The organism is Streptomyces sp. NPDC001728, assembly GCF_040297565.1.
In the GTDB taxonomy this organism is placed as follows: Bacteria; Actinomycetota; Actinomycetes; order Streptomycetales; family Streptomycetaceae; genus Streptomyces.
In genome coordinates, this window is sequence record NZ_JBEOZK010000011.1 from 29,582 (window position 1) to 47,089 (window position 17,508).

Sequence of the window (17,508 nt, forward strand, 5' to 3'; positions counted from 1 at the left end):
CAGGGGCTCGCTCGGTCCATGCCGTCCGGACGAGGTACCCGTGCCGCCGGGACCGCGCCGCTGGGCCCATCCTGACCTGGGGAGGGAGCCCCGATCCACCGGATCGGGCTGCGTGAACACGCGATGGCGTGGATCTGCCACGCCTCCGGCTCGGAGCGCGCGGCTCAGAGTGCGCGGCTCCAGCGCCTGGGGGAGAGGGCCGCGAAACCCAGGTGCCGGTAGAACGGAAGCGCCGGGTCGGACTCCGCCGGCAGCTCCACGCGCTGGTCGCGGGCGCCGAAATCGCGCATCCGCTGGGTGGCCGCCGCCATCAGGGCCGTACCCACGCCCCGGCGCCGGGAGCCGTCCGCCACGGCCAGGGCGTACACCTCGCCCTCGCCCGGTACGGGGACCCCGCCGGCCGCCGCTCCGACGATCGCGCCCTCCGTGTCGGTCGCGACGAGCCAGCCGAGCCAGCCGGGCGCGCCCCCCGGAATTTCAATTTCCGCTCGTATGCGGGGGAGTGCGCACTGCGCGGAGATCAGCCGTCGCATAGGGATTTCGTCAAGGATTCCCGCGTAGCTGCTCCGAATGGCGTCGGCAAGCAGCCTGGATATCGTCGTCGCATCGCCGGCCGCGGCCGTCCGAACGCCAGCCAGCTGCATTGGTTTTGTACCCTTCGACGTGCCGAGCGTGAGCCCCAACATACCCACAATAGCGGGGAATTCAGTTGTCCGTGACCGATGCGAAATCTACGAATTCGCTTAGTAAATAGGGCGGTTATCAGGGGAACGAACAGCAGGCGACGATCAAGGGTGCCATCGCCAGTGCCGCCGAAGCGATGGTCAACAGGCCGAGCAGAACGGGATGTCCGGCGCTGTGCGGAGTGAGGATCCGCCGCATCCGCACCGCCGCCGAAGGGCCCCCCGCGGCAAATGCCGACCGCGGTGCCCGCCCCGAGGCCAGCGCGTACAGAGCGGTGGCCAGCGCGTCCCGCGTACACCGGCGCAATGCCCGGTCGTCCGCCGCCATTTCGAGCAGCAGCGGTACGGCGGGACCGCCGTACCGGGCGAGCGGAAGGCGCGCGAAGACCGCCGCGAAGGCCTCCGCCGCCGCGACCAGCAGGTGGTGGCGCCCGGCGATGTGCGCCCGCTCGTGCGCGAGGGCCGCCGCCAGCTGGGCCGGGGTGAGGGCGCGCAGCGCGCCCGAGGAGACCACGACCCGGCGCGTGCGGCCGGGCAGGCAGTAGACGGCGGGTCGTTCGTCGTCGAGGACGGTGGCGTGCAGGGCGGGGTCGTACCGTCCGACCAGCCGCAGCACCCCGGCGTGCCGCAGCCGCGCCCGGCGGGCCCCGGCGAGGCGGCGGGCGAACGCGCCGGCGGGCAGCGCCAGGACGAGCAGGGAGAGCGAAAAAGCGAACCGCTCACGCCCGTCGAGGTTCATGACCTGAGCGAGCGTGGGCGGTTCGAGGGTGAAGAACATGTCGGCCAGCCGGTGACTGCTCCCGGCCGAAAGGACCAGCTGGGCGGGGATCAGGGCGGTCGCCCCCGCGAAGACGGCCCCGCACGCGGCCCAGACCGTCAGGGCGAGCCTGGGTGCCTGCTGGGCCCAGCGGGACCGGGCCACCAGCCAGGGGACCAGGCCGCCGGTGAGCAGGACGAGCCCGAGCGGGACGAGGATGTGGTGGTTCACACGCCGCCCCCGTCCCCTGGACGCGGATGGTGGTGCGGGTGCGGGGGTGGTTGCTGGTCGCCGCGGGCCGCGCGGAGGGCCGCGTCGAGGGCGTCCACGTCCTCTTCCGAGATGACCTCGACGAAGCGGAGCAGGGCCGCCGGGCGGTCCTGGCTGTCGCCGAGGGCGTCCCGCATCAGTCCGGCCGTGTACTCCTCGCGGCTGCGGACGGGCTCGTACAGCCAGGCCCGGCCGGCCTTCTCCCGGCGGAGCCAGCCCTTGCGGTGCAGGATGTCCGCGACGGTCATGACGGTCGTGTACGCGACCCGTCGTTCCCGGTTGATGTCGTCGACGATCTCGCGGACCGTGGCGGGCCGCTGCCAGGCCCACAGTCGGTCCATGATCTCGGCCTCCAGCTCTCCCAGCCGGCGCACGTGCATCCCCTCCCCCTACGGGCGGCTCATCGTACGGGCCGCTTCCCCCGCTCAGGTATACCCCCCAGGGGTACAGTGGCAGGATGTCGACCCTCATGAAGACCCTTCTGGCGACCCCTACGAAGAACCGCCCCTGCGCGAAGGTCTGCGACTCCGGTCTCCCCGGATCGGTGGAGCTGGTGCTCCTCCGGCAGCTGCTCGGCCTCTGTCTCCGGCTGAGTCTCACGCTGTCCGCCGACTGCCCTTCACGCAAGAGCGGCTGATCTCCCCCGGGGGCCTCTTACGGGTTCTCCTGTCGGTCCTGTCCAGGACCCTGTCAGGGCCCTGGACAGGGGCCCTGACCCGGGCGCTAGGTCCGGATCAGCCGGGCGATGGCCTTCGAGGCCTCGCCCACCTTCACCTTCGCCTGGTCCCCGCCCTGGGCGATGGCCTCCGTGACGCAGCAGCTGAGGTGCTCGTCCAGCAGGGCCACCGCGCAGGACTGGAGGGCCGCGTTGATCGCGGAGACCTGGGTGAGGACGTCGATGCAGTAGACGTCCTCGTCGACCATCCGCTGCACCCCCCTGACCTGACCCTCGATGCGGCGCAGGCGTCTGATGATGTCTTCCTTGTGCTGTCCGTAACCGGCCACGACGGGCTCCTCGGGGAGGGGAGGGGGAGGGAGGGAAGGACGTTCGTCAGCGGTCGGCGGCCTGGAAGCCCCGCAGACGGAGGCTGTTGCCGACCACGAAGACCGAGGAGAAGGCCATCGCCGCGCCCGCGATCATCGGGTTGAGCAGTCCGGCCGCCGCGAGCGGCAGGGCCGCCACGTTGTAGGCGAAGGCCCAGAACAGGTTCGAGCGGATCGTGCCGAGCGTCTTGCGGGAGAGCCTGATCGCGTCGGCCGCGGCCCGCAGGTCACCCCGTACGAGGGTCAGGTCGCCGGCCTCGATGGCGGCGTCCGTGCCGGTGCCCATCGCCAGACCCAGGTCGGCCTGGGCGAGCGCGGCGGCGTCGTTGACGCCGTCGCCGACCATGGCGACCGAACGGCCCTCCGCCTGGAGCTTCTTGACGACGTCGACCTTGTCCTGCGGCATGACCTCCGCGATGACCTCGTCGATGCCGACCTCGGCGGCGACGGCCTCCGCGACCGCCTTGTTGTCACCCGTGAGCAGGATCGGCGTCAGCCCCAGACCGCGCAGCCGCCGGATGGCCTCCGCGCTGGTCTCCTTGACGGCGTCGGCGACCTCCAGGACCGCACGGGCCTCGCCGTCCCAGGCCACCGCGATGGCGGTCTTGCCGGTCTTCTCGGCGGCGTCCTTCGCGGACTTGAGGTCCGCGGGGAGCGCCATGGCCCACTCGTCGAGCAGCTTCTCGCGGCCGACCAGGACGGCGTGGCCCTCGACGACGCCCTGCACACCCAGACCGGGGATGTTGGCGAAGTCCTCGGGGGTCGGGAGCGTCCCCACCTTGGCGGCGGCGCCGGTGGCGACGGCCTGCGCGATCGGGTGCTCCGAGGAGTGCTCCAGGGCGCCCGCGAGCCGCAGGACGTCCTTCTCGTCGACGCCCTCGGCGGTGTGGACCTTGATGAGGGTCATCCGGCCGGTGGTGACGGTGCCGGTCTTGTCGAGGACGATCGTGTCGACCTTGCGGGTGGTCTCCAGGACCTCGGGCCCCTTGATCAGGATGCCGAGCTGGGCGCCGCGGCCGGTGCCGACCATGAGGGCGGTCGGGGTGGCCAGGCCCAGGGCGCAGGGGCAGGCGATGATCAGTACGGCGACGGCGGCGGTGAAGGCGGCGGTCAGGCCCTGCCCCGTACCCAGCCAGAAGCCGAGGGTGCCGAGGGCGAGCGCGATGACGATCGGGACGAAGACGGCCGAGATCCGGTCGGCGAGGCGCTGGGCGGCGGCCTTGCCGTTCTGCGCGTCCTCGACGAGCTTCGCCATCCGGGCGAGCTGGGTGTCGGAGCCGACGCGGGTGGCCTCGACGACCAGCCGGCCGCCGGCGTTCAGGGTGGCGCCGGTCACGGAGTCGCCGACGGAGACCTCGACCGGGACGGACTCGCCGGTGAGCATGGAGGCGTCCACGGCGGACGAACCCTCGACGACCGTGCCGTCGGTGGCGATCTTCTCGCCGGGACGGACCAGGAAACGGTCCCCGACCTGTAGGTCGGCCGTCGGTACGGTGACCTCCTGGCCGTTCCTGAGGACGGTCACCTCCTTGGCGCCCAGCTGCATCAGCGCCTTGAGCGCGGCGCCCGCCTTGCGCTTCGAACGGGCCTCGAAGTAGCGGCCCGCGAGGATGAAGGCGGTGACGCCGGCCGCGGCCTCCAGGTAGATGTTCCCGGCGCCGTCGGTACGGGCGATCGTGAACTCGAACGGGTGGGTCATCCCCGGCGTGCCGGCCGTACCGAAGAACAGCGCCCACAGGGACCACAGGAACGCGGCGATCGTGCCGACCGAGATCAGGGTGTCCATGGTGGCCGCGCCGTGCTTGGCGTTGGTCCAGGCGGCCTTGTGGAAGGGCCAGGCGGCGTAGACGACGACCGGCGCGGCGAGCGTGAGGCTCAGCCACTGCCAGTACTCGATCTGGAGCGCCGGGACCATCGCCATCGCGATGACCGGCACGGCGAGCGTGGCGGCGGTGATCAGCCGCTGCTTGAGGGGCCGCAGCTCCTCGTCGGCCTTCTCCTCGTCGGTCGGGCCCTCCTCGCCGCCGCTCGCGGGGCGCTCGGGCTGCGGCTCGGCGGCGGTGTAGCCGGTGGCCTCGACGGTGGCGATCAGCGCGGCGACGTCGATGTCGGCGTCGAAGGTGACCTTCGCCTTCTCGGTGGCGTAGTTGACGGTGGCCTCGACCCCGTCCATCCGGTTGAGCTTCTTCTCGATACGGGCCGCACACGAGGCGCAGGTCATGCCGCCGATGGCGAGCTCGACCTGGGCGGTGCCCGGTGTCGTCGTTGTCATAGCTCCTGCTCCTCTTTTTTCAGGGCTCGGTCCGCCTCTGGGGCGCTGGTGCCGGGCTCACGGCCCCGACCGTGCTCGCCTCCCTCGTTCCTCGGGAGGCTCCGCGCGCTCGGTTCCGTTCCCCCGGCGCGCCCTTTCGGCTCACTCGCCGGTCCCGGTGGCGGAAGCCCTCGTGTGCGGGGTGTCGGGGGCCGGGGCCCGGGCGTGGTGGGCGGGCCCCGGCGGCCGAGGGGGCTGTTCGGTCAGGCGGCGCGGCCGGTGAGCTCGTAGCCCGCGTCGTCGACCGCCGCGGTGATCGCGGCGTCGTCGGGCTCGCCGCCCGTGGTCACGGTCACCAGGCCGCCGTCCACGTCGACCTCGACGGCGAGGACGCCGTCCAGCGCGCTGACGGACTTGGTGATCGCGGTCCTGCAGTGCCCGCAGGTCATGCCGGAGACGGCGTAGACCGTGACGGTGCTGTCGGCGACCGCGACGGCGGTGGCCTCCGTGGTCGAGCAGCTGTTGTCGGGGGTGCAGCAGGAGCCCATGGCTTCCTCCTCGGTCGATTCCCGGTCCGATACCCTCGGGGGGTATTCGGTTGTGAGTCCATGTATACCCCCCTCCCGTATCCGACGCAAGCCGTTCCCCGACTTGACTTGATACCCCCCAGGGGTATGGTGAAGTGCATCGGACAGCGCGACACGCCCCCACACGGCGCGGCGCGCCGCACGGTCACCCACCCCACCCACGTACGGGAGAGCAGCCATGAACACCGGAGTGAAGATCACTGCCTACGCCGCCGCGCTCGCCGCGACCTTCGGGGCCGCGTACGGGGTGGGCAAGGGCGTCGGCCCCGTCGAGGAGCCCACGAAGGCCGAGCACGGCGACCACGCGTCCGCGCCCGCCGCCACCGAGGGCCCCGCCGCAGGCGGCCACGCCGGACACGAGGAGGCCGCGCCCGCCGACGCCTCCGCCGCGAACCTCCCCGGCGGCCTCCAGGTCTCCGACGGCGGCTACACCCTCGCCCTGGAGACTCCCGTCACCACCCCGGGCCGCAGCGTCCTGAAGTTCTCCGTCAAGGACGCGGCCGGCAGGAAGGTCACCGCCTTCACCACCGAGCACGGCAAGGAACTGCACTTCATCGTCGCCTCGCGCGACCTCAACACCTTCCGCCACCTGCACCCCGTGAAGGCGGCCGACGGCACCTGGACGACCCCCGTCGACCTGCCCGCCGCCGGTGGCTACAAGGCCTTCGCCGACTTCAAGCCCGCCGCGCCCGGCGCCAAGGGCGTCACGCTCGGCGCCGACCTCTCCGTCCCCGGGGCGTACGCGCCGAAGCCGCTGCCCGCCATCGCGCCGACCGCCGCCGTCGACGGCTACCAGGTCCGCCTCGGCGGCACCCTGAACCCCGGCAAGGCCGGCGAACTGCGGCTCACCGTCACCAAGGGCGGGAAGCCGGTCACCGACCTGGAGCCGTACCTCGGGGCGTACGGTCACCTCGTCGCCCTCCGCGACGGCGACCTCGCCTACCTCCACGTGCACCCGAACGAGGGCGGCCCCGGTCCCGACGTCTCCTTCACGGCGACAGCGCCGAGCGCGGGCACGTACCGTCTGTTCCTGGACTTCCAGCACCAGGGCAAGGTGCGGACGGCGGCCTTCACGGTGACTGCGGGCGCGAACGGGAAGGCGCCCGCGCAGGCGCCCGCTCCGGCGGCCTCCGAGGCCACGCACGATGCGGGAGGACACGCACACGGCTAGTCTGGTCATTGGACTAGACCTATAGCCGTCATTCATGGAGGAATGGGCTCGATGAGCAACCGTGCAGTCCTTGAGGTGATCGCCCTCGACGAGGAAGACGCGGTCGCTGCCCAGACCGGTGGCGCCGACCGGCTCGAACTCGTCACCGACATGGCGGCGGACGGACTCACCCCGTCCCGGACCGGTTTCGCCGCGATCCGCGCCGCCGTCGACATCCCGCTGCGCGTGATGCTCCGTCTCACCGACGGATTCGCGGCCGGCGACGTCGACGCACTGGCCGGGCGGGCCCTGGAACTGCGCGAGGCCGGGGCGGACGAGTTCGTCCTCGGCTTCCTCACCCCCGACGGCGAGCCCGACCTCGTGGCCGTCGAGCGCCTCCTCGCCGCCCTCGACGGCGCCCGCTGGACCTTCCACCGGGCGATCGACCGCGCCGCCGACCGCGACGGCCTCCGCAAGCGCCTCGCCGACCTGCCCGGCCTCGACACCTACCTCACCGCCGGCGCCGCGACCGGCGTCGACGACGGCCTCGCCACGCTCAAGGCCGAGGCGGCCCGCGCGGGCGAGCCCGGTTACGAGGCGCGGATCCTCGTCGGCGGCGGCCTCCGCCTCGACCACCTCCCCGAACTCCGCGCGGCGGGCCTCGACGCCTTCCACATCGGCGGCGCGGCCCGCCCCCGGGGCTGGGCGGCCCCGGTGTCGGCGGACGCGGTACGGACATGGCGGGAGGCGGTGGACGCGTAGACGGGGCCAGGGGCGGGGGCGTGATGCGGTGGGTGCTCCCGCCGTCGAAAACTCCTCGCCCCGGCCCCCCACCGGTCGTTAACCTCCCCGCATGGCAGCGACCGCGCGAGGAACCGACGGCCCGACCCCCGACACCGCACTCGTCGAACGGCTCGTCGCCGCCCGGTTCCCCGAGTGGGCCGGGCTCCCCGTCCGTGCCGTGCGCTCCGCCGGTACGGACAACGTGATGTTCCGGCTCGGTGACGACCTCGTCGTCCGGCTGCCCCGGGTCGCGTACGCCGCCCGGCACGTCGAGAAGGAACAGCGCTGGCTGCCCCTGCTCGCCCCGCACCTGCCGCTGGACGTCCCGGTCCCGGTGGGCCGCGCCGAGCCGAGCGACGCGTTCCCGATGCCCTGGTCGGTCTACCGCTGGCTCGACGGGGACGACACGTACGACGTCCCGCTCACCGACCTCGCCCACGCGGCCGTCGAGCTCGGCCGCTTCGGCGCCGCCCTGCGCGCCGTCGACGCGGGCGACGGGCCCACGTCCTTCCGGGGCGGCCCGGTCACCTCCTGGGAGGAGGGACAGCTGCCGTGGGCCGTCCGGGGCCTCGCCGCCGACGGCCTGGTCGACGCGGACCTCGCGACCGCCTCCTGGGAGGCGGTCCTCCGGCTCCCCCAGTGGGACGGCGCCCCCGTCTGGGTGCACGGCGACCTGCTCCCCGGCAACCTGCTCGGCCGCGCCGGCCGGCTCAGCGCCGTCATCGACTTCGGCGGCCTCGGCACGGGCGACCCCGCCTGCGACACGATGCCCGCCTGGACGCTGTTCACCGCCGACACCCGCCCCCTCTTCCGGGAGGCGGCCCGCGTCGACGACGCGACCTGGGAGCGCGGGCGGGGCTGGGCGCTCGCCTGGGGCCTGGTCACCGAGCAGTACTACCGCGACACGAACCCGGTGCTGGCGGCGGTCGCCCGCCGCACCCGCACCGAGGCCCTCGCCGAGTACGCGAAGCTCTGACCCGCCCCGTCAGGGGTCAGCGGACGACGTCGAAGACGTTCTTCTGCATGCCGTTCGCGTACACCTCGTGCTCGACCAGCTTCAGCTTCTGGGTGTCCTTGTCCGTCGCGCTGAACAGCCGCTTGCCCGCGCCGAGGAGCAGCGGGAAGACCAGCAGGTTGTACCGGTCGATCAGCCCGGCGTCCGAGAGCGAGCGGCCCAGCGACGCGCTGCCGTGCATGATGATCGGCCCGCCCTCGGTCTCCTTCAGCGCGGCGACCTCGTCGAGCGAGCGCAGGATCGTGATCTCGCCCCAGTCGTCCACGAGGTCGTCTTCCGTGAGCGTGGTCGACACCACGTACTTCGGCATCGCCTTGTAGTCCGCGAAGTCCTCCATGTCGGGCCAGACCGCGCTGAACGCCTCGTAGCTGGCCCGCCCGAGCAGCATCGCGGTGGCCTCCTGCTGCTCCTGGCCCTTGAGTGCGTACGCCTCCGGCAGGAACTCCATGTCCTTGAAGGTCCAGCCCGCGTTGCGGTAGCCGGTCTCGCCGCCGGGAGCCTCCACGACACCGTCGAGCGAGACGAAGGCGGTGCTGATCAGGGTGCGCATCTGGAGTCTCCCGTGAGGTTCGTGTCCGGTGCTCGGCAGCACCGGCTACAACTTATAGACGGGGGAGTACGCCGAAACTCATCGGTCGTGTCCGAGGCCGTGTCCGAGGCCGTGTCCGAGGCCGTGTCCGAGATCGTGTCCGAGATCGTGTCCGAGGTCGTGTCCGAGGTCGGGTCACGCCGGATCGGCGACGAGTTCCACCTCGAACCCGTCGGCGTTCTCCAGATAGGCCGCGTAGACCCCCTCGCCCCCGGCGTACGGGTGCCGGTCCGCGAACAGCAGCCGCCAGCCGTGCGCCGGCGCCTCGGCGGCCAGCGCGTCGACGGCGGCCCGGTCCCCGGCGTGGAACGCCAGGTGGTTCAGGCCGGGCCGCAGCCGGTCGTGCCGGTCCGACGTACGGGCGGACGACCGCTCGACGACCAGATAGCAGGAGCCGAGCGCCCAGCTCCGGCCGCCCTCCCACCGCTGGAACGCCGCGTACCCGAGCGCGCCGAGCAGCCACCCGAAGCTCTCCTCCGCGTGCTCCAGGTCCCCCACCCACACCTCGACGTGATGCAGGGACCCGACGGCGCCCGGCGCGGGCCCCGTGCCGCTCACAGCGCGCCCAACTGGTGCGGAACGGGGGCGCGGTGAACGACCGCCAGCCCCGACACCGCACGCGTCAGCGCCACGTACAGCCGCCGCAGGCCCGTCCGCTCGTCCGGTTCGCCGTCGACGACCGCCGCCGGCTCGTCCAGGACCACGTAGTCGTACTCCAGACCCTTCGCGAGCGAGGCCGGCACCAGCGTCAGCCGGGACTCGGCGGTCGTCTCCTCACCGGGGGAGAGGTACGCGAGACCGGCGGCCGTCAGCGCCTCCGCGAGCGGCGCGATCCGCGCGTCGGCGGCGATCAGACCGATCGAGCCCTCGTGCGCCAGCGCCTCGGCGCAGGCCGCGACGACCTCCGCGTCCAGCGCGTCCGTGTGCCGCACCTCCAGCGCACCGGGGTTCTCCCGCACCGACTCGACCGCCGCGAGCCCCGGCGACATGAACGGAAGCAGCCGCGAGGCGTACGCGATCACCTCGCGCGGCACACGGAAACCGGCCGTCAGCTCCTCCACCAGCGCCTCCGGCTTCCCCAGATGCCCCAGCGCCTGCGCCCAGCTCTCCGTCGCCCAGGGCGTCGTGCCCTGCGCCAGGTCGCCGAGGACCGTCGCCGAGCCGGTCGTGCAGCGCCGGCCCACCGCCCGGTACTGCATCGGTGACAGGTCCTGCGCCTCGTCGAGGACCACATGCCCGAGCGAGTGCGTCCGCTCCACCAGGTCCCGCGCCTCGTCGACGAGGACCGCGTCCGCCGCCGACCACTTCGCCGTCTTCACGCTGCGCGCGGGCTTCGCCCACAGCAGCAGCTTCTGCTCGTCCCCGGTGAACAGCCCCTCGGCGTGCTCCGCCAGGAACTCCGCGTCGCCCAGCAGCCGCAGCACCAGCTTCGCGGGATCCACCGCCGGCCAGCACTCCTTGACGACCGCCTTCACCGCCGGGTTCCGGGCGACGGCGTTCTGCACCCGGTCGTCGGGCGCCTCGCCCGCCTCCTCCATTCGGACCAGGACGGCGTGCGCGATGCGCTGCGGCAGCGCCTCGTGGGCGGCCCCGTACCGGATGTCCCGGTCCAGCAGCTCCCGCACCATCTCCTCGACCTCGTACGCGGGCACCCGCCAGCGGCGCGAGCCGCGCACCACCATCAGGGGCTCCTTCGGCAGCGCCACGTGCGAGCGCAGCGCCCGGCGCAGCAGCTCCGCCATCCGGGCGTCGCCCTTGACGACCGCCGTCGCCGCCTCGTCCGTCCCCCGCACCTCGACGTGCGCGACGAGGTCGTCGACGGTCGCCTGCTTCACCTCCAGCTCGCCGAGGGCGGGCAGCACCTGCTCGATGTACTGGAGGAAGGACCGGTTCGGCCCGATGACCAGGGTGCCGGTGCGGGCGAGCCGCTCCCGGTGCGCGTAGAGGAGGTACGCGACACGGTGCAGGCCGACGGCCGTCTTGCCGGTGCCGGGGCCTCCCTGCACGCAGACCGTCCCCGACAGGTCGGAGCGGACGATCCCGTCCTGCTCCGGCTGGATCGTGGCGACGATGTCGCGCATGGGCCCGACGCGGGGCCGCTCGATCTCGGTCTGGAGCAGCCGGCTGGTCCGCTCCAGCTCGTCCGGGTCGGAGAGGTGCTCGTCCTCGTACGCGGTGAGCTCGCCGCCCGTGTAGCCGAAACGGCGCCGCAGGCCGACGTCCTGCGGGTCCTTCCGCGAGGCCTGGTAGTACGGCTGCGAGACCGGCGCGCGCCAGTCGATCACCATCGGGTCGCCGTTGGCGTCGTGGACGTGCCGCCGCCCGATGTAGAAGCGCTGGCCCTCCTGCGTGGTGTGCAGGTAGTCGAGCCGCCCGAAGAACAGCGGCGTGTGGGAGAGGTCGGCCAGCGCCTTGATCCGGTCCTCGATCTGCCGGCCGAGGACGAGGGAGTTCACCCAGTTCGCCGTGACGTCCTTGATGTCGAGCGCCTCCACGTCCTCGCGCATCGCGCGCAGGGCGGCGCGGGACGAGGCCAGATGGGCGCGCTCACGCGCGAGCGGATCGGATGCGGACACAGTGAGGCCTCCGGGCAGGCGGATACGCGGACACGACAAGGTGGCCGCCGGTTTCCGACCGGACGGCGGCGCTCCACGAACGGGAAGCGGGGAAGCCGAGAAGTGTAACGCCGGGCGGAGGTCCCGGCGAACCACGCTTCCGCCCCCGGGACCCCTAGGGGAAGGGGTCCGACGTGAGGGGGACCCCGATTCCACCCCCAGGGCGATGTGTTCTTAATGTCCGGATTCGATGATGGAGGCATGACCGCGACGACCTTCACTCTCGTGACCACCGTCCCCCGCCCCCGCGTCCACGCCCTGGGCACGGCGCTGCGCGCGATACGCGCTTTCGGCGGCGCGGCGGTCGTAGTCGCCCTCCTCGGCGACTACGGCCCACCGGAGTCCGGCGTCAGGAACCCACGACCTGAGTACGCCCCGGGCCCGGACTGAGTACGCGTACGGCTGTGGGCGCCGGGGGAGCGCTGATGTGATCGCGGCATGACGACGAAGCCCACCGCGACCGCCGACACGGCGACCACCGGCACCCCGGTCGCCGGCACCCGCGCCCTCCGCTTCACCGCCGTCGGCGGATTCCTCTTCCTCGCGGTGTGCCTGGTGGTCACGGGCGCCCTGGGGCTCCTCGACGCCGTCGACGGAGACGGCGCCGACGACGGCTTCATGGCGGCCGGCTTCTGGGCCGTGGGCCTGGGCGCCGCCACGGGCGCGGCGGCCCTGATCAACCCCCGTAAGGGCCTGGTGGTCGCCGAGTACGCCCTGGGGATCGCGGGCCCGTTCCTCGCGCTGATGGACTGAGCGCGCGAGGCCGGCCCCGTACGGGACGGACCAGCACCGCTACGGCGCGAGCAGCTCGTCCGCGTCGACGATGCGGTACGCGTACCCCTGCTCGGCCAGGAACCGCTGCCGGTGCGCGGCGAAGTCCTGGTCGATGGTGTCGCGGGCGACGACCGAGTAGAAGTGCGCCTGGTGGCCGTCGGCCTTCGGCCGGAGCACGCGGCCGAGGCGCTGCGCCTCCTCCTGGCGGGAGCCGAAGGTGCCGGACACCTGGATGGCGACGGTGGCCTCGGGCAGGTCGATGGAGAAGTTGGCGACCTTCGACACCACGAGGACGCTGATCTCGCCGGTGCGGAAGGCGTCGAAGAGCTTCTCGCGCTGGGCGTTCGGGGTCTCGCCCTTGATGACGGGGGCGTCGAGGTGCTCGCCCAGCTCGTCGAGCTGGTCGATGTACTGGCCGATGACGAGGATCTGCTGTCCCTCGAACTTCTTCACCAGTGCCTCGGTGACCTTCCGCTTGGTCGCCGTGGTGGCGCAGAAGCGGTACTTCTCCTCGGCCTCGGCGGTCGCGTAGGCGAGCCGCTCGGAGTCGGTCAGGTTGACCCGGACCTCGACGCAGTCGGCGGGCGCGATGTAGCCCTGCGCCTCGATCTCCTTCCAGGGCGCGTCGAACCGCTTGGGCCCGATGAGCGAGAAGACGTCGGACTCGCGCCCGTCCTCGCGGACGAGGGTGGCGGTCAGCCCGAGCCGCCGCCGGGCCTGGAGGTCGGCGGTGAACTTGAAGACGGGCGCGGGAAGCAGATGGACCTCGTCGTAGACGATCAGTCCCCAGTCGCGGGAGTCGAAGAGCTCCAGGTGGGGGTAGATGCCCTTCCGCCTGGTGGTGAGCACCTGGTAGGTGGCGATGGTGACCGGCCGGATCTCCTTCTTCGTACCGCTGTACTCGCCGATCTCGTCCTCGGTCAGCGAGGTCCGCTTCACCAGCTCGCTCTTCCACTGGCGGGCGGAGACGGTGTTGGTCACGAGGATCAGGGTGGTCGCCTTGGCCTGGGCCATCGCACCGGCTCCGACCAGCGTCTTCCCGGCGCCGCAGGGCAGGACGACCACGCCGGAGCCACCGTGCCAGAAGCCCTCGACGGCCTGCTTCTGGTAGGGCCGCAGGGACCAGCCGTCCTCGGCCAGATCGATCCGGTGGGCCTCGCCGTCGACGTACCCGGCGAGGTCCTCGGCGGGCCAGCCCAGCTTGAGCAGCGTCTGCTTGATCTGCCCGCGCTCGGAGGGGTGCACGACGACGGTGTCGGCGTCGATCCGCTCCCCGACGAGCGGCTGCACCTTCCGCGACCGCAGGATCTCCTCAAGCACCGGCCGGTCGGTGCTGGTCAGGACGAGCCCGTGGGTGGGGTGCTTGGACAGGGTGAGCCGCCCGTAGCGGGCCATGGTCTCGGCGATGTCGACGAGCAGGGCGTGCGGCACGGGGTAGCGGGAGTACTCGACGAGCGCGTCGACGACCTGCTCGGCATCGTGCCCGGCGGCCCGCGCGTTCCACAGCCCGAGGGGCGTCACCCGGTAGGTGTGAATGTGCTCAGGAGCCCGCTCCAGCTCGGCGAAGGGCGCGATGACCCGCCGACACGCCTCTGCGAGCTCGTGGTCGACCTCCAGGAGCAGCGTCTTGTCACTCTGGACGATCAGGCAGGACACACATACCTCCAGCGATAGGATCCTCGTGTGACAGACGCCACATCTGCGCCTGTCACGGCCAGGGCCATGCCCCGCGCCCGTCGCCCGAAGGGCGTTCCGGCCGACGCGTCGGGAATGCGCGCGGCCATCTATGTCCGCCTTTCGCGGGAAACAGAAGAGTCTACCTCGCCGGAGCGTCAGCGGGCGGCGTGCGAGGCGTTGTGCCAGGCCAGAGGGTGGAAGGTCATATCCGTCGAAGAGGACATCGACGTGTCCGGCTACTCGCGCGGCCTCGACCGTCCGGGGCTGCAACGGATCCTGTCCCACCTTGCCGAGTTCGACGCGATCGTGTTCTTCAAGATTGACCGCTTGGCCCGGTCCACGGTGGACTTCGCGGAGATCATGAAGGTCACTCAGGCGGAGAGTGTGGCTCTGGCGTCCGCGAGCGAACCCCTGGACCTCACGTCGTCCATGGGGCGCGCCATGGCGGCGCCTTGAGCTTGAGCCCGCGCCGACGCTGGTCGTCTGCGAGCTTCAGGACGGCCGCTACGTGGAGCGGACCGTCGCCGAGGCGGGGCGGACGACACTGATCGAGAAGCCGTTCCCGATGGAGGCCGGCCCGGCGGCTCTCGTCAGCCCGAGGACCTGAGACCCGGCCTCCGGATCAGGGGCGGGCTCGGATCAGGCCCGGACCGCCCTCACACCTGGTCGTCCGCCAGTTCCGCCACGCCCGTGATCCTGTGCAGCGGGTACGTGCGGACCTCGTCCGCCGTGTGGTCGTAGCCCGTCACGAAGCCGCCCTCCACCCGGACCGGGGCGATCACCCGCTGGCTCGCCGCGCCCTCCGCGTTCACGTAGCCGATCCAGACCGCCGAGCCCGTCATCGCCGCCGCCTGGACCGTCGCCAGCGTCTCCGCCGCCGAGGTGCGGGGCAGCGCGCCCGCCGCCGTGGGGGCCGCCGGTTCCTTGCGTACCGCCGTCGCCGCCCGGTCGCCCGCCCGGATCGCCCGTACCGCCGCGCCCAGCAGCGTCGCGTCCGGGGCCGGCGGGCCGTCCGGGACCGGTACCGGGGCCGTCCGCGCGCCCGTCCGGTACGCGTCCGCCCTGGTGATCAGTACGTCGCCCGCCGCCGACTCCGCCGCCGGCGCGTAGCCCATCGAGCGCAGCCCGTCGAGCAGCGACGCCGGGTCCGTCTGCGCCGCGAGCACCGTCGGCGCCAGCCTCCGCAGGCCCAGTGCCGCCGATCGCCGGTCGGCCAGGATCTCCCCGAGGACCGTGTCGTCGTCGCAGCGGACGTACGCCGACGCCGCCCCCACCCGCAGATGGCCGTGACGTCTCGCCACGTCGTCGATCAGGTACGCGAGCGGCTGCGGCACCGGCGTACGGGAGTGCGCCTTCAGGAACTCGTGCAGGTCGGACGCCGTCCGCCCCGAGTCGAGCGCCCGGCGCACCGATCCCGGCGTGAACCGGTAGACCGTCGCACCACCCTTCGACTCCACGTCCGCGAGCACCGCGAGCGCGTCGCCCAGCGGCCGTCGCAGCGGCCCCGGCGCCACCGCCGTCAGGTCCGCCTGGAGGAGTACGTGGTCGACCGCCTCCGGCAGCAGCGGCGCGAGCAGCGTCGCCGCCCGCCCGGCCGCCACCGACAGCTCGACCCCGCCGCCCGGCTCGGCGTCCGTCGCCGCCTCCGCGAGCGGCAGGTTCAGCAGCGCCCGCGCGGGCCCCGACAGGGCGCCCCGCCCGGTGAGCCCCAGCAGCTCCGCCTCCGCCAGCGTCCAGCGGGCGAGCCGGGACCGCAGATCGCCGGGCGCCGGCGGCGGTACGGCGGACACACCCGCCCCGCCGGGTCCCGCTCCCGCGCCCGCCGCCTGCTCCACCGGACGGCCGCCCTGCGCCGCACCCCGCAGCGGCCGTTCCCACCGGAGCCGCGCGAACAGCGACTCCGGGTCCGCCGCCGACCCCGGCGGCAGCGTCGCCAGCAGCACCAGCACCCGGTGCCGGACCTCCGGCGCCGGCGCCCGGTCCAGCTCGGGCCCGAGCGCCGAGAGCGCCCGACCCTTCGCGTCCTGCCCGCCGACGAGGCCCGCCGTACGGGTCGCCGTCAGCCACGGCGCCACCAGCAGCGACCAGCGCTCCGCCGGCGGCAGGTCGAGCCAGTCGTCGTACACCGGCGTCGGCGCGTACCGCTCGTCCGCCTCACCGTCCGAGGCCAGCAGCCCCGCCGCGTAACAGAGCTCCAGCCAGAACGCCGCCGTCTCCTCCGTGACGTCGAGCGTCGCCGCCGTCCGCCGCAGATCCCGTACCGAAAGACCGCCCGCCCGCAGCACCTGCGGCCCGCCCCGGTCCCAGGACTTCAGCAGCTCCTCGACCGTCGCGAGCGCCAGCTGCGCCTGCCCGGCCGCCGCGCTGTCCACAACCTGTGGGCGGTACTCGCGCTGCACCCGCAGCTCCGGCGCCAGCGGCTCCGGCGCCCGGTGCGCCCGCCCGCCCCGCAGATGCAGCGCCACCTCACGCGGCAGCACCATCGTCCGCGCCGACACCGGCAGCAGCAGCCCCCGGTCCCGCAGCCACTGCACCGGCCGCGCCGGCTTCGCCGTCACCTCGCCGTACGGCGGACCCCACACCAGCCGGTCCAGGACCGCCAGCGCGTCCGGCGGCGCCGTGTCGAGCAGCGCGCTCATCCGGTCCCGGTCCGTGAACAACTCCGTCAACACCCGCACCGCCGACACCGGATCGTGCGTCGCCGAGAGCCCCGCCGTCCCGATGATCTCCTGCACCCGGCCCGGCGACATCCCCGCCGTCGCCTCCGCCACCGTCGGCCCGAGTCCCGTCGGCGACGGATGCTGCGCCGAAGGCGCCAGCAGCTCCCGCGCCGTCCGCACCAGCCGCAGCCGGTCGTCCTCGCCCCACACGAGCGCCTGCTCGCGCAGCAGCGCCACCGCGCCCGGCAGCGCCGCCGCGATCGCCGCGTCCCCCTCGTCGCCGGTGAGCAGGGCCAGGAGTACGGGGTACGGGGCCGGGTCCGGCGCCACCGCCAGCGCCTCCGCCGTCTGGAGCGCGAACCGGTCGAGCCGCTCCAGGGCCCGCACCACCGAACCCCGCGTCCCGGCGCGCGTCGCCAGCTGCGTCAGATCGTTCGGTACGGGGCCCAGCAGATCGGGCCGGGCCCGCAACAGCGCGGCGAGCCCCTCGTCGCCCCGTGCGCGCAGCGCCTCGGCGAGTGTGCGGGGCGCCGCGGCGGCGCCAGTTACCTCGGGCACGTGCGCCTCCCGGTCGAGCTCACCGATCCCCATCCGGACCACGTTAGCCGCTGCGCAGGCGCTAACGTCGGGCCGTACCGGGCGAACCGGCCGTG

General features: G+C 73.1%; 18 protein-coding genes. 7 read left to right on the forward strand and 11 right to left on the reverse strand.

Going from position 1 to position 17,508, the window contains the following annotated elements:
• Positions 1-164: 164 nt before the first annotated feature.
• The 3 genes from ABT154_RS18180 to ABT154_RS18190 form a co-directional block, all read right to left on the reverse strand.
• Positions 165-533 carry a GNAT family N-acetyltransferase gene (locus tag ABT154_RS18180; protein ID WP_351857836.1) on the reverse strand — a complete coding sequence of 123 codons (369 nt, stop codon included), beginning with the start codon at positions 531-533 and terminating at the stop codon, positions 165-167.
• A 229-nt stretch (positions 534-762) separates the two neighbouring features.
• Positions 763-1,671 carry a M56 family metallopeptidase gene (locus ABT154_RS18185; RefSeq protein ID WP_351857837.1) on the reverse strand — a complete coding sequence of 303 codons (909 nt, stop codon included), beginning with the start codon at positions 1,669-1,671 and terminating at the stop codon, positions 763-765.
• Positions 1,668-2,084, reverse strand: a complete 417-nt coding sequence (locus ABT154_RS18190) for a BlaI/MecI/CopY family transcriptional regulator (protein ID WP_351857838.1) — start codon at positions 2,082-2,084, stop codon at positions 1,668-1,670. Before ABT154_RS18190 ends, ABT154_RS18185 begins: the two co-directional genes overlap by 4 nt.
• 83 nt (positions 2,085-2,167) lie before the next feature.
• On the opposite strand from ABT154_RS18190, the gene ABT154_RS18195 reads away from it, so the two are divergent.
• Positions 2,168-2,347: a hypothetical protein gene (locus ABT154_RS18195; protein WP_351857839.1), complete on the forward strand. Its 180-nt coding sequence runs from the start codon at positions 2,168-2,170 to the stop codon at positions 2,345-2,347.
• Between the two features lie 86 nt (positions 2,348-2,433).
• On the opposite strand, the gene ABT154_RS18200 is transcribed toward ABT154_RS18195, so the two are convergent.
• The 3 genes from ABT154_RS18200 to ABT154_RS18210 all read right to left on the reverse strand — a co-directional run bounded on the left by ABT154_RS18200 (position 2,434) and on the right by ABT154_RS18210 (position 5,553).
• Positions 2,434-2,715: a metal-sensitive transcriptional regulator gene (locus ABT154_RS18200; RefSeq protein ID WP_015035316.1), complete on the reverse strand. Its 282-nt coding sequence runs from the start codon at positions 2,713-2,715 to the stop codon at positions 2,434-2,436.
• Positions 2,716-2,761: 46 nt separating this feature from the next.
• On the reverse strand, positions 2,762-5,026 hold the full coding sequence (locus ABT154_RS18205; protein ID WP_351857840.1) for a heavy metal translocating P-type ATPase: 2,265 nt from the start codon (positions 5,024-5,026) through the stop codon (positions 2,762-2,764).
• A gap of 242 nt (positions 5,027-5,268) precedes the next feature.
• A complete protein-coding gene (locus ABT154_RS18210) occupies positions 5,269-5,553 on the reverse strand; it encodes a heavy-metal-associated domain-containing protein (protein WP_317877909.1) in 285 nt (94 codons plus the stop codon).
• Between the two features lie 217 nt (positions 5,554-5,770).
• Between ABT154_RS18210 and ABT154_RS18215 the strand changes: the two genes are divergently transcribed.
• From ABT154_RS18215 to ABT154_RS18225, 3 genes are all read left to right on the forward strand, one after another.
• The gene (locus ABT154_RS18215; protein ID WP_351857841.1) at positions 5,771-6,763 is read left to right on the forward strand and encodes a DUF8832 domain-containing protein; all 993 of its coding nucleotides are present in this window, start codon (positions 5,771-5,773) and stop codon (positions 6,761-6,763) included.
• Positions 6,764-6,814: 51 nt separating this feature from the next.
• A complete protein-coding gene (locus ABT154_RS18220; RefSeq protein WP_351857842.1) occupies positions 6,815-7,504 on the forward strand; it encodes a copper homeostasis protein CutC in 690 nt (229 codons plus the stop codon).
• A gap of 91 nt (positions 7,505-7,595) precedes the next feature.
• Entirely contained in the window at positions 7,596-8,501 is a 906-nt protein-coding gene (locus ABT154_RS18225; protein WP_351857843.1) for an aminoglycoside phosphotransferase family protein, read from the forward strand.
• A gap of 16 nt (positions 8,502-8,517) precedes the next feature.
• Here ABT154_RS18225 and ABT154_RS18230 read toward each other — a convergent pair whose 3' ends face one another.
• From ABT154_RS18230 to ABT154_RS18240, 3 genes are all read right to left on the reverse strand, one after another.
• Positions 8,518-9,090 carry a dihydrofolate reductase family protein gene (locus ABT154_RS18230; RefSeq protein WP_351857844.1) on the reverse strand — a complete coding sequence of 191 codons (573 nt, stop codon included), beginning with the start codon at positions 9,088-9,090 and terminating at the stop codon, positions 8,518-8,520.
• Positions 9,091-9,264: 174 nt separating this feature from the next.
• Complete coding sequence (locus tag ABT154_RS18235) at positions 9,265-9,687, reverse strand: VOC family protein (RefSeq protein WP_351857845.1); 423 nt, start codon at positions 9,685-9,687, stop codon at positions 9,265-9,267.
• Entirely contained in the window at positions 9,684-11,744 is a 2,061-nt protein-coding gene (locus tag ABT154_RS18240; protein ID WP_502969537.1) for a HelD family protein, read from the reverse strand. Before ABT154_RS18240 ends, ABT154_RS18235 begins: the two co-directional genes overlap by 4 nt.
• Before the next feature lie 201 nt (positions 11,745-11,945).
• Here ABT154_RS18240 and ABT154_RS18245 point away from each other — a divergent pair, with 201 nt between their 5' ends.
• Positions 11,946-12,134: a hypothetical protein gene (locus ABT154_RS18245; protein ID WP_351857847.1), complete on the forward strand. Its 189-nt coding sequence runs from the start codon at positions 11,946-11,948 to the stop codon at positions 12,132-12,134.
• A gap of 48 nt (positions 12,135-12,182) precedes the next feature.
• Positions 12,183-12,497, forward strand: coding sequence for a hypothetical protein (locus ABT154_RS18250; RefSeq protein WP_351857848.1), 315 nt, complete (start codon positions 12,183-12,185; stop codon positions 12,495-12,497).
• 39 nt (positions 12,498-12,536) lie between these two features.
• Here the strand turns inward: ABT154_RS18250 and ABT154_RS18255 are convergent, their stop codons facing one another.
• Positions 12,537-14,174, reverse strand: coding sequence for a DNA repair helicase XPB (locus ABT154_RS18255; RefSeq protein ID WP_351857849.1), 1,638 nt, complete (start codon positions 14,172-14,174; stop codon positions 12,537-12,539).
• Between the two features lie 27 nt (positions 14,175-14,201).
• On the opposite strand from ABT154_RS18255, the gene ABT154_RS18260 reads away from it, so the two are divergent.
• Positions 14,202-14,651: a recombinase family protein gene (locus ABT154_RS18260; RefSeq protein ID WP_351857850.1), complete on the forward strand. Its 450-nt coding sequence runs from the start codon at positions 14,202-14,204 to the stop codon at positions 14,649-14,651.
• Positions 14,652-14,851: 200 nt separating this feature from the next.
• Here ABT154_RS18260 and ABT154_RS18265 read toward each other — a convergent pair whose 3' ends face one another.
• Entirely contained in the window at positions 14,852-17,446 is a 2,595-nt protein-coding gene (locus ABT154_RS18265; RefSeq protein WP_351857851.1) for a helicase-associated domain-containing protein, read from the reverse strand.
• Positions 17,447-17,508 lie beyond the last annotated feature (62 nt).

Coding starts and splice junctions, on each gene's coding strand:
- ABT154_RS18180 (WP_351857836.1), bottom strand. CDS start 533: ATGCGACGGCTGATCTCCGCGCAGTGCGCACTCCCCCGCATACGAGCG.
- ABT154_RS18195 (WP_351857839.1), top strand. CDS start 2,168: ATGTCGACCCTCATGAAGACCCTTCTGGCGACCCCTACGAAGAACCGC.
- ABT154_RS18205 (WP_351857840.1), bottom strand. CDS start 5,026: ATGACAACGACGACACCGGGCACCGCCCAGGTCGAGCTCGCCATCGGC.
- ABT154_RS18210 (WP_317877909.1), bottom strand. CDS start 5,553: ATGGGCTCCTGCTGCACCCCCGACAACAGCTGCTCGACCACGGAGGCC.
- ABT154_RS18215 (WP_351857841.1), top strand. CDS start 5,771: ATGAACACCGGAGTGAAGATCACTGCCTACGCCGCCGCGCTCGCCGCG.
- ABT154_RS18220 (WP_351857842.1), top strand. CDS start 6,815: ATGAGCAACCGTGCAGTCCTTGAGGTGATCGCCCTCGACGAGGAAGAC.
- ABT154_RS18225 (WP_351857843.1), top strand. CDS start 7,596: ATGGCAGCGACCGCGCGAGGAACCGACGGCCCGACCCCCGACACCGCA.
- ABT154_RS18230 (WP_351857844.1), bottom strand. CDS start 9,090: ATGCGCACCCTGATCAGCACCGCCTTCGTCTCGCTCGACGGTGTCGTG.
- ABT154_RS18245 (WP_351857847.1), top strand. CDS start 11,946: ATGACCGCGACGACCTTCACTCTCGTGACCACCGTCCCCCGCCCCCGC.
- ABT154_RS18250 (WP_351857848.1), top strand. CDS start 12,183: ATGACGACGAAGCCCACCGCGACCGCCGACACGGCGACCACCGGCACC.
- ABT154_RS18265 (WP_351857851.1), bottom strand. CDS start 17,446: ATGGGGATCGGTGAGCTCGACCGGGAGGCGCACGTGCCCGAGGTAACT.